Origin of the sequence: Variovorax sp. PAMC26660 (genome assembly GCF_014302995.1) — a bacterium.
In the GTDB taxonomy this organism is placed as follows: domain Bacteria; phylum Pseudomonadota; class Gammaproteobacteria; order Burkholderiales; family Burkholderiaceae_C; genus Variovorax.
This window is the reverse complement of record NZ_CP060295.1, coordinates 5,474,470-5,490,274: the sequence shown is the minus strand read 5'-3', so window position 1 is coordinate 5,490,274 and position 15,805 is coordinate 5,474,470. Positions and strand designations below refer to the sequence as shown.

5 protein-coding genes are annotated in these 15,805 nt (G+C 69.9%); 1 reads left to right on the top strand and 4 read right to left on the bottom strand.

Annotated features, from left to right (window positions below):
- Positions 1 to 94 precede the first annotated feature (94 nt).
- Positions 95 to 337: a hypothetical protein gene (locus H7F35_RS25845; protein ID WP_187109401.1), complete on the top strand. Its 243-nt coding sequence runs from the start codon at positions 95 to 97 to the stop codon at positions 335 to 337.
- On the opposite strand, the gene H7F35_RS25840 is transcribed toward H7F35_RS25845, so the two are convergent.
- The 4 genes from H7F35_RS25840 to H7F35_RS25825 all read right to left on the bottom strand — a co-directional run bounded on the left by H7F35_RS25840 (position 334) and on the right by H7F35_RS25825 (position 15,774).
- Positions 334 to 1,959, bottom strand: coding sequence for a phospholipase D family protein (locus tag H7F35_RS25840; RefSeq protein ID WP_187109400.1), 1,626 nt, complete (start codon positions 1,957 to 1,959; stop codon positions 334 to 336). The two genes, H7F35_RS25845 and H7F35_RS25840, sit on opposite strands and share 4 nt — an antisense overlap.
- A 143-nt stretch (positions 1,960 to 2,102) precedes the next feature.
- The gene (locus H7F35_RS25835) at positions 2,103 to 2,333 is read right to left on the bottom strand and encodes a hypothetical protein (RefSeq protein ID WP_187109399.1); all 231 of its coding nucleotides are present in this window, start codon (positions 2,331 to 2,333) and stop codon (positions 2,103 to 2,105) included.
- A 71-nt stretch (positions 2,334 to 2,404) separates the two neighbouring features.
- Positions 2,405 to 2,965 (bottom strand): RNA polymerase sigma factor, encoded by a 561-nt coding sequence (locus H7F35_RS25830; protein ID WP_187109398.1) that lies wholly within the window; start codon positions 2,963 to 2,965, stop codon positions 2,405 to 2,407.
- Between the two features lie 17 nt (positions 2,966 to 2,982).
- Positions 2,983 to 15,774, bottom strand: a complete 12,792-nt coding sequence (locus tag H7F35_RS25825; protein WP_187109397.1) for a filamentous haemagglutinin family protein — start codon at positions 15,772 to 15,774, stop codon at positions 2,983 to 2,985.
- Positions 15,775 to 15,805: the final 31 nt, after the last annotated feature.

Genomic DNA, 15,805 nt, shown 5'->3' with positions numbered 1-15,805 from the left:
TGCGGCACTAAGCTTTGCGCCACCGAGGCCGGGCACCTTTTGCAGCCCGCCCTCGAAACGGAGAAGAATTTTGCGTCTGCTTGTTTGGGGCGGTATGTTGGCCTTGTTATGCCTTGCCGGTTGCGAGACCAATCGCCACAGCCGGGATCGGGACTACGAGTACTACGGCGCCCCGCCCTCGCGCCCCTACTACGAGTCCGAGCGGGAGTCGCCGCCTGCCCGCGACAGGCCAAGGCTCAGCGACATGCAGCAACGCGCCTTCGACAACTGCATCGTGCTGCCCACCCACCTCGACCGCGCCAGGTGTCGTGCGACGGTCATGTCGACCGTTCGCTAAAGCAGGCTCTCGGGCACCAGCGGTGCCAGCAGCTCCAGCTTCCAGCGCGCCCAGAAATGCGTTTCGGGCTCGGTGTGCAAGATGGTGTCGGCCGCATCCCCCGCAGCCGGGCTCACCCATTCGATGGCACCGCTGGGCCCCAACTGCAACTGGTAGGCACCGTCCAGCCGGATGAAACCGATCAGGCTGGTGAGCTGCTGCGCAATCTGCGGGCTGAAGATGAAGAGGCCGATCTCGGTGTTGTGCAGCATCGAGCGTGGGTCGAAGTTCATCGAGCCGATGAACACGATCTTGCGGTCGATCACCGCCGACTTGCCGTGCAGCCGCCCGCTGGCCGAGCCGTACATGCCGAAGCGCTTGGTCTGCTCCACCCGCTTGGGGCTCAGTTCGTACAGCTCCACGCCCAGCCGCAGCATCTGGGCGCGATAACGGCGGTAGCCGATGTGCACCAGCGATTCGTCGGTGGCCGCCAGCGAGTTGGTCACGATGCTGTAGCTCACGCCGTTGCCGCGCACGAGGCGGATCGTCTCCATGCCGCCGCGCCCCGGAATCAGGTAGGGCGTGGTCTGCATGATCTCGTTCTCGGCGCCGCGCAGGTAGCGCTGCAGGTTGTAGAGCACGCTGTCCTTCGACTCGTCGGCGGGCAGGCCGCGCCCCTCCTCCGTGGGCGCGAGCGCCTTGTCCGGCGGATCGGCATAAGCCTCGGCACGTGCCCAGGTGAGCTTGAGCACACGCGCGTCCAGGTCCTTGGCGAGCGGGTTGTTGCCCAGCAGGTCGGTGGAGTCCGGCTCCTCGGGATGCAGTTGCGCCGGCCCGGTGGTCAGCCGGTCGAAACGCTCGCGCAGTTGCTGCGGTGTTTCGCTGCCCGAGGCCACCAGCGACTCGATCGGATAGACGTACGGGCTGTTCCAGTACATGTCGAACAGCGACGACAGCTTGGGCACCACGGCGCCCGCCACCAGCGTGTCGATGTCGATGAAGTTCGAGCCCCCGTCGCGCAGGAAGTACTCGTTGGCCATGTTCCGCCCGCCCATCACCGCCACCGTGTTGTCCACCACGTACAGCTTGTTGTGCATGCGGCGGTGGATGCGGTCGAAGTCCAGGAAGGACGCGGCCAGGCGCGTGCCGAAGCGGTCGCGCCCCGCGGGGAACGGGTTGAACAGCCGCACCTCGACATTCGGGCGCGAGGCGAAGCTGGTGAAGAGCGGATCGGCGCCGGCGGTATAGAGGTCGTCCACCAGCAGCCGCACGCGCACGCCACGGTCGGCCGCGTCGCCCAGCGCGCGCAACAGGTAGCGCCCGGTCTCGTCGTTCTGCACGAGGTAGTACTGCACGTCGATGGAGCGCTGCGCGCGGCGTGCCAGTTCGATGCGCGCATGCAGCGAAAACTGGGGCATCGGCAGCAGGCGAAAGCCGCTCAGCGGTTCGCCGGGCGGCGCTGCCGCCTGCACGAGGCGGCCGAGCGTGGTGTCTGCGCCGTTCGTGATTGCCGTCGAAGGCTTGCGCTGCACGTCGGTGGGCAAGCCTGCGCAACCGGCCAGGAACAAGGCTGCGATGCCGAACAGCAGCCACGCCAGCCACCGGGCATGCGGTTTGTCGGCCCGGTCCTGGAGGTTCGGCATGGAGACGATGGCGGTGCGGCGCAAGAGAAGAAAACGTGGGGTGGCGGTTTCTACCATGCGCCCGCCGAACACGCTGCGGGCCGCGGGCCCGGTGTTGCGGGCACGCCGAATGCCTCCGGTTCATGGAGGAAAAAAGCAGTGAATCAGTGCTCCCGCGCCGGCCCCCATTGCCGCACGAAATGGCCCGCGCGCAACGTGGCGCGCTCGACCGCCGCGTCCCAAGAAAGCTGCTGGGTGATCACCAGCGCGCAGCGCGGAATGCCGCTCAGGCTCAGCTCGGCGATGCCGGCGTAAGTGCCGCTCGGCGTTCGCTTGAGCTCGATCCAACACTTCCAGCCTGCTGGTACTGCGATGTCGAGCCTTGCGGTGTCCATGGTGGAGTCACCGTAATCCTTTTATTTGCAAATATCAATAATTTGATTCCTAAGTATTACTTTTCGCCAATTTATGCCGCAATCTGCCGGCCTAACGGCAGATGCATCAGCGCCTGCCGCAGCGTGGTGTCCACGCGCCGCAGCGACAGCCCATGCCGCACCGCCACCTCCTGGCGCGTCAGTTCATGCACGCGCAGGGCGACCAGAATGTCCTGGTGCCGGTTCGGCAGCCCCCGCATCGCGCGCTCGACCGCCTTCAGGTCGGAGCGTGCCTCGGCGATCAGCTCCGGGCCTGGCGCCTGGTCGACGAGGTGTTCGAGCGTGTCTTGCGCATCGCTGGCGTACTGCCAGGGGCGGTCGGCGCGCACGCGGTCCATCGCGGCGTTGCAGGCCACGCGGTAGATGTAGGCCACCGGGCTCTGCACGGAGGCCGCATACGCCGCGTCGGCCAGGCGCAGCCACGCGTCGTGCAGGCCCTCGGTGGCTGCATCGGCGCAGCCCAGGTGCCGCGCGAGCCGCCGGTGCAACTGCGCGTAGTTCGCCACCAGCAGCGCCTGGAAATCCGGTGGCGCGGCAACGGCGGCAGCTCCCCCTGCGGCATCACCGCAGGGCACACAAGAGAACGACATCATGGCGGCGACGTCGTCGGCTAGCGTCCGCGCGGCAGGCCGCGGCGCTCGTTCTCGCTCAGGCGCGCGATCTGCGCGTCGGTCAACGCACCGTGTCCCACCATCTGGATGAAGCCTGACGAGTCGTAGCTCGCCTGTTCCGCCGGCTTGCGCCTGACTTCGCCGGCACCCGGCGCACCGCCCGCGGACTCGTCGCCGAAGCCCAGCACGCGCACGGTGAACACCGACGGCAAGGCCTGCCGCTGTGCCGCGCGATCGCGCTGCATCGCGTCCTGCGCCGCTGCCGACGCCTGCGAGGCGGCCGCGCTGGCGTTGGTCAGCGCGCCGACGTTCACCGACGCGACCACCGGCAGCCCTGTGCTCTTGCCCTGCACCGCCACGTTGTCGGCGTTCACGATCTGCAGTGCCGCCAGGTTCACGTTGCCCGACACGCGGATGCCTGCCTCGCCCGCATCGATGGTGCCCAGCGGCGCGATCAGGTCGATGTCGCCGGCCGGCACTTCCGGAATCGGGTTCAGCGTGGCAATGCCCGCGCCCGTGCTCGGCACGTCAGACGACAGCACCACGTTGCCCCAGCGGTCGTACACGCGCTTGGGCGGCGTGTAGACCAGCGTGGTCTTCGAGCCCCGGCCGGCGTTGATGTCGCCCTCGGCCGACCAGCCCAGCACACTGCCGCCGAAGGTGGTCATGATCCGGCTCTGGCCCAGCAGGATGCTGCCCAGCGAATACAGCGAGATGTCGCCCGCGCCCTGGGTGATGACGCCCGGAATCAGCGTGCCCACCGCCTTGGGCGCCGCGCCCTCGATGCCGAACACCTGCCGCCCGCCCGGCGTGAGCAGCGCGATGTCGCCGCCGAACAGGGTGTTGATGCCGGCCGAACCGAACATCGTGATGTCGCCCTTGTAGCGGGTGCCCGGGAACAGCGACGCGATGGTGTTGCGCCCGCGCAGGTAGCTGCCGTAGCGCACGCCGTTCTCGTCGTTGTATTCGCGCCCGCCTTCCTTCAGCTCGGCGAAGTACACGCCGCGCAGGTAGCTGCGCTGCTGCTCGGGCGGCAGTGCGTTGAAGAAGGCGAGCGCCTCCTGTGCACCGCCATTGCCGCCGTAGCCCTGCGAGGCTTCGAGCCAGTTCACCAGGTACAGCTGGCTGGCCTGCCTGTAGTCGTTGGCCAGCACGCGGCGCGGCTTGCCGGCTTCCGCGTCCAGGCTGGCCTGGCGTTGCGCCATCCAGGCCGCCGCGCCCGCCTCGTCGCCGCTGTAGCCGTGCTCGGCGCGCAGCCAGTCACCCAGCTTGAGCTTGCCGTGGTAGTTCTTCACCACCTTGCCGGCCTGGTCGGCCAGCGGCTGGCCACTCTGCATCAGGTTGGCCGGGTCGAGGTAGCGCTGTGCGAAGCCCGCGTAGTCGGGCCCGCCGGCGCCCACGCCGGCCAGCATCGCGATGCTCGCGCCGGGCCGGCTGTCGCCCGGCACCACCGGCCCCAGGCTGCTGACCGAGGCCGTGCCGTCCATGCGGATGTCGCGGCCCGCCGTGATCTCCAGCGTGCCGGGGCCGGCCACGTTGAAGGTGCTGAACAGGATGTCGCGGCCCGCCGAGATCACCGAGATGTCGCCCGGCTTCTGGTGCACGAACAGGTTGCCGGTGCTGCGGAAGCTAGGCATCTTGTAGCCATTCACGATGTCGGCCCCTCCGATCGGCGTGCCGCTGGAGACGATGTCGCGCCCGGCCATCATCCACACCGGCTGTGCGCCGTCGTACCAGGTCTGGCCCGCGCGCATCTCGTCCTCGGTCGTGAAGCGCATGATGCGCCCGCTGCTCACGCCGACCAGGTCGCCGCGCACCGCATAGAAGCGCGCCGGCCCGGTGCCCACCGCCTCGCCCGACACCGTGTCGGCGCCGAATGCGAACAGCGGGCGGCGGTCGGCGTCTTGCAGGCTGTTGCCGCCCGAGAGGTTGCCGAAACCCGTGCCGTCGATGGCCGTGCCGGTGAAGGCCGGATGCAGCGGTGTCGCCAGCGCCGCGGCCGCCGCGCCCGACTGGCTCACGGTATTGCCGCCCGCGTAGATCGAGTCCCTGGCCAGGAACTCCAGCCTGCCGTTGGCCGCTGGCGCCAACAGCAGCGCAGTGCCGGTGCCGGTGTCGATGGCGGTTGCCGAGTCGCCATAGAAGAGCGAGCCGCTGGCGGCCACCGCGCTGAGGATCGAGGGATACACATACGCGGAGTCGGTCGCGGCGATGCCCGTGCCGCCTGCCACCGGAACGAGGTTGCCGCCCGCGCCGAAGAGGTTGATGGCGGTGTTCGGCGTCCACAGGCTGAACCAGCTCCTGCCTTGGCCCGACAGGCCGTTCGCGCTGAACGGCGTGGCATTGGGAAAGTTCTCGCGCGTCGGGTCGATCACGCCCTTGACCACCAGGTCGCCGCGCGTGCTCAGCGTGTAGTTCGCGTCTCCCGGCGCCAGCACGATGCCGCCTTGCGCCATCCCGCGGGTCGCGGTGTAGGGGTCGTAGGCGCGGGTCTCGCGCGGCGACTGCTGCACCGAGTAGGTTCCGAAGGTCAGGGGCAGGCTGCCGATGCTGCCGGCCTGCAATTGCACATCGCCCCGCAGATTGACGACCACGCCGTTGAGCGCGGCGTCGACGTCGCCGCCACTCCCCTGCAAGAACGGACGATCGAGCGAATTGAGGGCGCCGCCTACACGCAGTTGCACGTCGCCGCCCCCTGTCAGGCTCAGGCTGCCGTCGGCCAGCACGCGGCCAGTGCCGCCCACCGCCAGCACGAGGCCCTGGCTGCGCCGGTTGTCGGTGAAGCCCTCCAGTTTTGCGCCACGCAGCGTCTGCGTGCCCGCGTTGCCGCCCACGTCCACGCGCAGGTCGCCACCGCCCAGCGTGCCGAAGCCGGTGAAGCCGAGCAACTTGTCGGCCACACCCTTGCCGACGCCCGCATAAGAGCCGAAGTTGATCCACCACGCCGTGGGCTGATCGTTTGCGCCGCCGAAGGTGCCGCCCGTGCCCTGGCGCCACAGCCAGTTGCCGATGGCACTGCTGTCGAACCCGGTGTCGGCGGGATTTGGCCGCCCCGCGCCGGAGTCTGTCCGCCTCAGCATGATGTCGCCACTCAAGTCGCCACCGGCCTTGAGCGTCAGGTTGCCGCCGGAAGCCGGATACCAGGCGCGCGCCAGGCTCTGCGCACCGCCGTTGACGAACTTCTCGTAAGCGCCGTCCACATCGTTGAGCACCGTGCCGTTGGGTCCCACCGCACGCGGCAGGTTGTAGGGGTCACCGGCCCGCGCGGCCTGCGACGAAGCGCCGGCCGTGTACACGCCGAACAGCGAGTCCATGCGCAGGTTGCCGGCTGCCAGCAGGTCGAGATCGGCCGCACCGGTGCGCACCACGCTGAAACGCACGCTGGCTGGCGTGGGTGCGTATTCGGGCTTGTTGGCGGAAACGCAGTATTCCGGCGAACTCATGCAGAAGTCGTCCACGTTGCCGACAACTTGCGGATCGACCGGATCGCCCACCTTGACCGTCACCCCGCTCTGCGCCAGGTCGTCCGCTGCTTTCTGCGACCAGCCCCAGGCGCTCTTGAGCACGCAGTAGGCCGGCGTATTGGCGCAGAGCGATTCGATCGTGCCCGCGCCCATGTCCTCGAGCCACTTCGCGTCGATCGGCTCGCCGGCCTTGACCTCGATCCCGAGGGAGCCAAGGTCGTCCTGCGCGAACTGGGTCCAGAGCTGGGCGCCCTTGGGCGGCAGCAGCTTGCCGAACAGCCCATAGTGGCTGTCCGCCAGCCGCAGGTTGCCCTGGCCCGCCGCCGGATGCACTTGCACGATGCGGTTGTCGGCCGCGTCCAGGTCCGCGCCGGCCAGCAGCCGCACCGACCACGACTGAGAGCCCTCGGGCAGCATCGCCGCCGCGGCCCACAACCTGCCGGCACCGTCCGGACGAAGGTTCACCGAGGCCACGCCGTCGGGCAGCTTGATGTTGGTGCCTGCCGGCAACACCGCGCCCAGCGGCAGCGTGACGGCACCGTTCATCACGTACTTCGTGCCGTCGCCGGGCAGCGGCACGCCCTTGGGCCACACCACGCCGGACAGCGTCGCATTCGACGGCAGGCGCATGCCGGCCCCCAGGCGCGTGCCCACCGGCAGCGTCACGCTGGTGCCGCCCACGATGCTTCCCGCCGCATACAACAGTGCACCCGAGGCGTCGCGCACGTCGGCGCTCAGCACGGTGCCCACCTTCAGTTCGAGCGGCGCGGCCAGCACGCTTGTCGTCGGAATCAACTGGCCGGCCCCGAAATCCATCGGCCTGATCGGCAAGTCGTAGTTCAGGGTGACACCGGCCTCGAAGACGGTGCCGTCGGCCAGCACCACGCCGCCGCGCGGCACCACGACATCGCCGCCCAGCAGGTTGGTGCCGGGCAGCAGCAGCCAGCCACCGTCGTCCTGCGTGGCGGGTGGGGGCATGAAGCCGTCGTTGATGCTGCCGAATATGTCGAGGTTGCCGCCCGCGCGGATGGCCAGCTTGCCCACCTCGCCCGAGCCGTACACGCCGGTCTTCTGCGCATGCGGGTTGGCACTGGCATAGCGGTAGCCCGACAGGTCGATGTCGCCCTGCACCACCATGTCGCCGTCGGGTGTCTTGCTGACGATTTCCACGCCGGGGCGCAGATGGAAGGCGTCGGCATAGCGCGCGTTGTTCAGGCCCGCGAGCTTGCCGTTCATCAGCGCGGTGTTGGCCAGCGCGTTGTCGATGAAGGCGGTGCTCTGCAGGTGCTTGGCATCGAGGTAGGCCTGGTCGATGACCTGGTAGGGCCGGCCGGTGGCCGCCGCATCGGTGCCGAAGCGCGCGTCGTCGTAGCGCCAGGTGCCGTTCACCGCGATGGAGCGCGCACCGTCGATGGCAATGCTGCCGCTGGCGTCGATGCGGATGTCGCCGCTGGTCTCGCCGGTGCGGCCCGCGTTGAGCTCCAGCGTGCCGCGCGCCATGCCGTCGTTCTGGCCGGGCTCGCCGCCCACCTTGGCGTTGGTGCCGTGGCGCAGGTCGATGCGCGCGCCCGAGCCCAGCGTGAGCTGCCCGTTGTGCGACGTGAGCTCCACCATCGCGCGGTTCGGCGAATCGATGATCTTGCCGTGGCTGTCCACGCGCAGCGTGCTGCCGTGCGCGTCGAGCACCGCGCTGCCGGCCAGCGTGAGGTTGTTCTTCGCGGCCAGGCTGATGCGGCCCACGCGCTCGCCGCTGGCGTCGATGGTGCCGGTCACGGTGAGGCTGCCGTTGTCGAGCGACACGTTCACCTCACCGGCCTTCAGGCCGTTGCCGATGGCCAGGTCGCCCTGGCGCAGCTGGAAGCTGCGCGCGCCGAACACGCCGCCATCGTTCAGGCGCTGGTTGAGCGCCGCGAACTCGGCGTCGCCGAGTTGCCGCGCGCGCACTTCCACGCTGCCCGCAAGGAACGGCACCAGCGTGCCGCCCGCGTCGTAGCGGCCGCTGCTCGCGCCGAGGATGCGGCCCTGCAGGTCGACCGTGCCGGCCGCATCGTCGAGCGCCATCGCCTTCAGCGTGCCGGCGCGGTTGTTCTGCGCCGAGATGTCGATCACCGAGCCCGCCGCCTGCCGCAGGTTGCCGTGCAGGCTTTCGAGCACCAGGTCGCCGCCGGCGCTGTACTTGGTGACGTCGTTGAACGGCACCTTGCGGCCGGCCAGGTCGAGCACCGCGCGATCGGTCAACGTAAGGTCGCGCTCGGCGCTCACCGTGAGCTTGCCGCTGGGCAGCGCGACGGCCGTGTCGAGCGTCACGTCGTGCCCGCGCAGGCTCAGTTCGGCGCCCAATGCAGCATCGCCGGTGGCCGCCGCCGCTGTGCCCGTAGGTGCGGCCACGCGCAGGCTGCCGCCGGCCGTGATGCGGTTCACTGAGCCTGCTTCGCCCGTCAGCAGCGGCGCCACGATGCTCAGGTTGCCGCCGCTGTACGCGTAGCCCTTGCCCGCTTCGTACGCGCCCTGCGACTGGTAGACCGAGAGGCTGCCCTTGTGGTTGGCGCTCACGCGCTCGCTGGCCTCGAGGTTCACGTCGGCGAAGCCCAGCACCAGGCGCGCGGTGTCGTCCAGGCCGCTCGGCTGGCTGTTGGGGCCGTAGCCGAACTCGATGCGCTCGGCCTCGATGTTCAGCGTGCCGCTGCCGGTGCCCGCGCCGCCGCTCGCCACCGAGGTGGGCGCCGTGGTCATGCCCTGCCACACCAGGCGGCCGGTGCGGATGGTCGCCACGTCGCCCGCGCCGCCCTGGCCGTAGATGGCGGGCGTGGCCAGCACCAGCTGCGCCATCGTCGACTTGCCGGTGGCGGGGTCGATGGTGTCCAGCGCCGCGGTGCCGAAGAAGTTGACGCCACCGCTCGCGCTGAGCTCCAGTGTCTCGAGCGCGGGCGCGCCGTACTGCCGGTCGCCGCGCAGCAGGCGGTCGAGCAGGCTCTGGCTCATGGCCAGCCCCGGCGGCAGCGTGTTGTTCGCCGCGGCGGCGGCCAGCGCAGCGTTGTCGCCCACGTTGATGCCGCGCACCGCCAGCGTGAGGTGGCGCGTGCCGTAGCGCACCGCGTCGCCCATCTCGAAGCGGTCTGGCGTGACCATCGCGATGGTGCCTTCGGAATACAGCTCGGTCTGGCCGCTGCAAGAGGCACTGGAACACACGCCGATCTGCAGGCGGCGGTTGTCCTGCGTGCCTTCGCTCGGCGGCACCGGCAGCGTGCTCACCCTGCCGTTGGAGACCATCAGCATCTGGCCGCTCGCGTCGTAGACGAAACCGTCGGTCGAATCGTAGGCCGCCTTGCCCCGGCCGATGGTGTTGATGCGCGCACCCTGCTCGACCACCACGCTCAGGGCAATGGCGCTCGACACGCCCACCGCGGACAGGAACACTTCGGGCGCCGACAGCACTGCACCCTGGCGCACCACCACGCTTTGCACGTTGTCGCCGGTCTTGATGACGTTGCCGCCCTGGCCGTATACAGCCCCCTGCATCCCGCCGATGACCAGGCGCGACACGTTCATGCCGCTGAGCGTGCCGGCGTCGTACGTGACACCCTTGAAGCCCGGCGTCGCCGGCGCGCCGGCCGCGACGACCTCCAGGCCTGTCGTCGCATTGGAGGCCGCGGCCACCACGGAGCCGCCCCGGCCGCCTTCGCCCGCCTGGAAACGTGCAGCGCCGCTGAAGCGGAAGGCGTCGGCGCCCGCGCCGGGAGCGAGCAGCAGGTGCAGGTTGCGGGCGTCCACCGGCAGCATGGCGCGCGGCACGCCCACGCGCAGCGCGTCGGCGCGCACGAAGTCGGCGTAGCCGGTCTCGTTGTATTGCGAATAGCTGCGCAGCACGTCGGCCGAAGTCACGATGGCCTGGCGGAACAGCGTGTCGCCGACGCCGGTGCGGCCCACGCTCAGCTGCGAGGCGGCGAGCCACGAGCCATTGCGCATCGCCTGCGTACGCGTGGGCGCGCCGAGGCCGCCCGCGCCGTTCAGCTCCACGCGGAAGGCGCCCTTCTGCAGCGCGTAGGTCGAGGGCATCAGCGTGTAGGTGCCCGCGGGCAGGCCCGGCACGCCGGCGCCGATGGTGATCTGCTGGCCGACGAGCGGATCGACCGCGCCCTTCTCTGCACCGGTGGGTGCCACCGCCGGCTGCGCGCCGGGCACGATGGCATACACCGGGTTGGTCGCGAGCCCCGGCAGCGTGAAGCCGCCGTTGGCGCCGATCTGCATCAGCGGGCTGAAGCGCGCGTCGGTCGAGCCGCCGCGCCCGCTCACGAAGCCCGCGCCCGTGAGATTGCCGCCGCCGGACAGGTCGAGCGCCGCGCCCTCCTGGCCCTGCACGCTGGCCCCCATGAAGCTGAGGCCGATCGTCAGGTTGCGGTTGAAGCTATCGCCCGCGCCCACGCCGGTGAGCTTGACCTGCTTGCCGTTGTACAGGTAGTTGATGCCGTCGACGGTGCCGCCATAGGGCATGTTCAGCCCCCCGCCGCTCACGGACGTGAGGCTGCCGGGCAGCAGCCGGATGTCGGTGGTGAGCGCGTCGCCGAGTGTCAGGTGCCCGAGCGGCGTGCGCACCACGCCGCCCTGCTCGATGACGGCGGCGCGCATCGTGAGGTCGCCGAAGGCCGAGTACGGCACGTCCGGCGTTGCGCCAGTGCCCTCGATGCGCAGCTTCGTGTCGGGCCGGTACTTGCCGTCCGGCGCCATGCCGGCGGACACCAGCGCCACCACGCCCGTGGCCGGGTAGATCTGCGCGGCGCGCAGGGTCAGGCTGCCGGGCACGACGAGGCTGGTGGAGGTGCCGACGTCGGACCTGCCCTGCAGGAAACGCAGGTCGCCGGTGCTGGCCAGCGTGATCTGGCCGAAGGCGGCCAGGTCGGTCACGGGCGATTCGCTCTTGCTGTCGAGCATGGCGACCTTGCCGGCGACGCCGTGGCCCATGCCGTCGCGAACATCGATCAGGTCGCCCGACAGCTCCAGGCGGGTGCCGGACGGCACGCGCACCACGCCACCTTCGGCGACGGGCGCCCTCAGGACTTCGCGCGTGATCGATGTCATCGACCCGGCCAGCCGCACCTGCGCGGCCGCCAGCGACACATGCGCGTCATCGGGCGCGTTCTTGGCGAGCGCAAGGCCGCCGGCATAGATCTGCAGGCTCTGCCGCATGCGCAGGTCGACGCCATCTTCGAACGCGAGCGTCGAGCCGCTGAACAATGAGAGGTTGTCGAAGCCGCCGCGCCGAACCGTGTCGGTGCCGATCCGGCCCTGGCCGTATTCGAGGATGCCGTCGTCCACGCCGGGCTTCAAGGCGGCGGGCGCAAGGGGCGCGCCCTGCTCGACGCCCAGCACCAGCACGCGATGCCGGCGCACCCGGTCCTGTGCCTGCTCCAGCGGGTCCAGGTGCAGGCGCAGACCCGGCGTGTCGAGCACCACGGCCAGCGTGCCGCCGGCCGCGCGTGCACCGCCCGCGAATGCGCGCAGCGTGCCGTTCAGGTACAGCCCGTTGTACGAGGCCAGCGAGATGCTGCCGCCGTTGCTGGCCACGTCGGTGGCGCCCATGCCGGGCACGTCGAGCACCGCATGCGTGCCCGATGCATCGAGCAGCGCGCCCGGCCGCACGACGATGAAGTCCTGCGACGCGGTGGTCTTGCCGAGCGCCGTGTCGATCTCGCCGCCGATCACGATGCTGCCGCCGTCGCGCACCAGGCCGTAGCGCTTGCCGTTGACGTCGGTGGCGGTGGCCGCGTGCGCCGAGGCGTCCAGCACCCCCTGCTCACCGATCCAGATCGAGCGCGCATGGGCTTGCGCCGTGGCCTTGTCGAGCTCGGTGTTGCTGATGTCCACCGTGTTCAGCACGATGCGCCCGCTGTTCGCACGCAGCGTGCCGTCCACCGTGAGCTGACCGACGCTGCGCACCTCGATGGCCTGGCCCGGGTCGACATTGATCGCGGCACCTCTGCCCACCACGGCCTGCACCATCGGCAGTTCCTTGGCGAGCGTGGTCGAGGTACCGGCCTGCAGCGACAGGCTCGCGCCCTTGCGCTGGGTGAGCACGGCCTTGCTGGCGTCTTCCTGGTAGAGCGGGGGCGTCCACAGTTCCAGCGCATCGGCCGGCTTGCCGCCAATGGCGAGGTCCTGCGCGTTCGCGCCGAAGCGGTACACCGGCATCGTCACGTCGATCAGCGCGCCATCGGCCACGGTGAGGCCGTGGTTGCCGATGAGCACATAGCGGCTGAAGCCCTTGTCGAAGAAATTCGCGCCGAGCATCAGCGTGTCGGCAAGCGCCGTGCCCGATGTGTCGCCGATGGCGATGCGGCTCGTCTGCACCGTGAGCGTGCCGCCGCCGTCCACGCCCTGGCCGCGCAGCACGGCGCCATCGAGCGCGACGTGGCCGTTGCCGGTGTTGAAGCCATCGGCCTCGAGCGTGACGCTGCCGCCCTTGCCGCCCTGCTGCCTGGCCTTGGCCAGCAGCCCGGCGCCGGAAGACACATCGACCACGCTGCCGTTGCCCAGCACCACGTCGCCCATGCTGCGCAGCGACACGATGCCGCCGTTGCGATACGCCAGGCCACCCGCGTCGAGCGGGTTCTTCAGCACGTTGGCCCAGAGACCGCTGGTGTCGAGCTTCGCGCCGCCCGCGAGCACCACCGACGCAGTGCCGTCGGCTGGTGGCCGGATGTAGCTCGTGTCTTTCAGGTAGTTGTTGCTGATCTGCTCGAGCACGTTGCCCAGCTGGATGCTGCCGCCATGCGCGACCAGGTCGGCATCGACCTTCACGCCCGGGCTGTACAGCGTGATGTTGCCGCCATTGCCTGCCTGCAGCGCTCCCGTGACCGCGATGCTCCCGGTGGTCGCCACGCGCACCGCGCCCAGCTTGAAGCCGCTGAGCTGGTCGGTGTCGAGATAGAGCGTGTCGCGCCGCTCGGCCGGCAGCACGGTCGCGAGGTCGAGCCCCGCGGCAATGCCCTGTGCCGTGTCGCCGAGCACCGCGTTCTTGATGCCCGCGGGGTCGAGCCGGCGGTACAGCGTGCCGGTGTTCTTGTCGAAGTACGCGTCGTAGTTGCCCACGATGAGTTGCCCGCGCTGCGGCGCCGCGCTGGTCGACTGCCTGTAGCCGTCGAGCCCGGCCTGCGGCGCCTGCGTCTGCCGGTCGCCCTGGAAGGTTTCGCCGACGATGTCGCCCTCGAGCACCGCGCCCTTGGTGCCGACGATGAGCATGCCCGCGTCGCGGCCCACGGTGTAGCCGTTTTCCAGCCGCTTCTGCGGCCCGATCAGCGGGTTGTAGAAGAAGCCGGTGGCGTTCTTGCCCCAGCGCACGTGCTCGTCCTCGAAGCCCTTGTAGACGCCCGTGTACTTCAGGTCGCCCGGCGCCTTCGACACTTCGTACAGCCGACCGTCGGCGCCCTTGAGCCAGCTCTGGTTGATGGTGCCGGTGAGCACGTCGAGCGTGCCGCCCGACAGGTTGATGCTGGAGCCGCGCTGCGTGACCACGTCGCCGCCGGTGAAGCTCACCGCGCCGCCCTGCGCCATCCACTCGCCCACCGTGTGGCCCTGCGTGCCCAGGTAGCCGCCGACTTCGAGCAGGCCGCCGCCCGTGTACCAGCGCTCGCCCTGGTAGCCGTTGGTGCCGCCGGGCACGAAGACCAGCGTGCGCCGGTCGATCCACAGGTCGTTGTTGTTGAGGTTCTTGCTGTCGCGGTTGAGCGGCGCGTCGCGTTGCTCGTTGCCCTGCACGTTGATCTTGACGTTGTTCGACTCCATGGTGAGCTTCACGCCCACCGCGCCCGACACGTCGATGCGCGCGCCCTCGCGCACCAGGCTGCGCTGCCTGGCGTCGACGACCACCTGGCCGCCGGTGGCCAGCGTGAGCGAGTCTTTCTGGAACTCCACCGTGCCGCCGCTGGCCACGTCCACGCGCGAGAGGTCGCGCCGGTCGTTGCCCGCCAGGCTGAAGCTCTGCCCCTCCTGAGGCACGGCCGGTGCCATGAGCGCGGTGCGCTGGCTGTCGAGCGCGGTGGTGCCGCTGGTGTCGAGCACGATGGCCGTGGTGCTGCCCTCGCCGAGCGTGACCTTGCCGGCGGCACCGGTCGCGGCCAGGTGCACCGTGCCGCGCGCATTCACCGAGGTGCTGGAGAGCACGACGCCGTTCTGCACCACCTCGCGGCCCGCCAGCGTGACGTCGCCGGTGGGCGCCTGGATCAGGCCGGTGTTGACGACGAGGCCGGCCTTGCTGTCGGCCGCCAGCGTGACGGCCACTTCGTTGCCCCGCGTGGTCGATGTCTGGTTGCCGTCGGTGCCCACGCCCTTGCGGATGGCAAAGCTGTCGCCCGCCGCGAGCAGCGTCTGCCCGCCGGGCGTGGCGATCTCGCCAGCGCTGCGCACCTCGCTGCCCAGCAGCAGCACGTAGCCGCCGCCCTGCGTGGCCGATGCCGGCGCAGGCGTGGAAATGCGCGCGCCCGCCTGCACTTCGACGCGGCCCTGCGCGTTCTTGAAATTGGGCGTGAGGCCGTTGCCGTACACGCCGCCGGACTGGAACTGCGCGTCATCGAACTGCGTTGCCGCGGCCACGAGGTTGCGCGTGTCGACCTGCGCCGTCCCGTTGAAGACGATGCCGTTGCGGTTGACCACCATCACCGTGCCGTCGCCCTTGATCTGCCCCTGGATCTGCGACGGACGCGCGGCCGGGTCGTTGACGCGGTTGAGCACCGCCCAATCTTTCTGCTGCGCGAAGGCCACCGTGGTGTTCTTGCCGACGTTGAAGGTCTCCCAGTTCAGGATCGCCTTGTCGGCCGTCTGCTCGACCGTGACCACGGTGCGGCCGTCGACGTTCTTCTGCGAGTCACCCGTCAGCGGACGCGCATTGAGCCAGCCGGCCGTCAGCGAATTCGTGTCGACCTTCAGGCCGCCTTCGGCCAGGCCGTCGGGCACCGAGGGATCGTTCTGTGCAGCCGCGCGCGCGGCGGCCTGTGCCGCCTGCTGCGCCGCGATGCCGCGTGCCGCCAGGTTCAGGTTGCTGATCGACTGCTTGAGCTGTTCGTTGGCGCGCTGCTGCTGGCCGGCCGGATTCGTGAGGCTGGACGCGGGCAGCCCGTTGGGCAGCATGCCGGTGGCTGTCGCCGTGGCCTGCGCGGCGCCCTTGGCATTGAACCAGCCGGGGCTGAAGGCGCGCTGCTGCGCGTGCGCCGGCGCCGTGGCCGCGCCGGCCGCCAATGCCAGCGCCATCGCTTGCGCCAGTGGCGAAATCCGGAAGCTCTTCGCATGCACAACAGCGCCCTGCTTGCGCTTGTTGTGTCCCTCGTGTGTGTTCATCTGACGCCCAGTAAAGAATGAAATGCACCGG

What these genes read in the sequence shown, in the direction of transcription:
- H7F35_RS25830 (WP_187109398.1), bottom strand. Translation starts at nt 2,965, where the DNA reads ATGATGTCGTTCTCTTGTGTGCCCTGCGGTGATGCCGCAGGGGGAGCT.
- H7F35_RS25845 (WP_187109401.1), top strand. Translation starts at nt 95, where the DNA reads ATGTTGGCCTTGTTATGCCTTGCCGGTTGCGAGACCAATCGCCACAGC.
- H7F35_RS25840 (WP_187109400.1), bottom strand. Translation starts at nt 1,959, where the DNA reads ATGCCGAACCTCCAGGACCGGGCCGACAAACCGCATGCCCGGTGGCTG.
- H7F35_RS25825 (WP_187109397.1), bottom strand. Translation starts at nt 15,774, where the DNA reads ATGAACACACACGAGGGACACAACAAGCGCAAGCAGGGCGCTGTTGTG.
- H7F35_RS25835 (WP_187109399.1), bottom strand. Translation starts at nt 2,333, where the DNA reads ATGGACACCGCAAGGCTCGACATCGCAGTACCAGCAGGCTGGAAGTGT.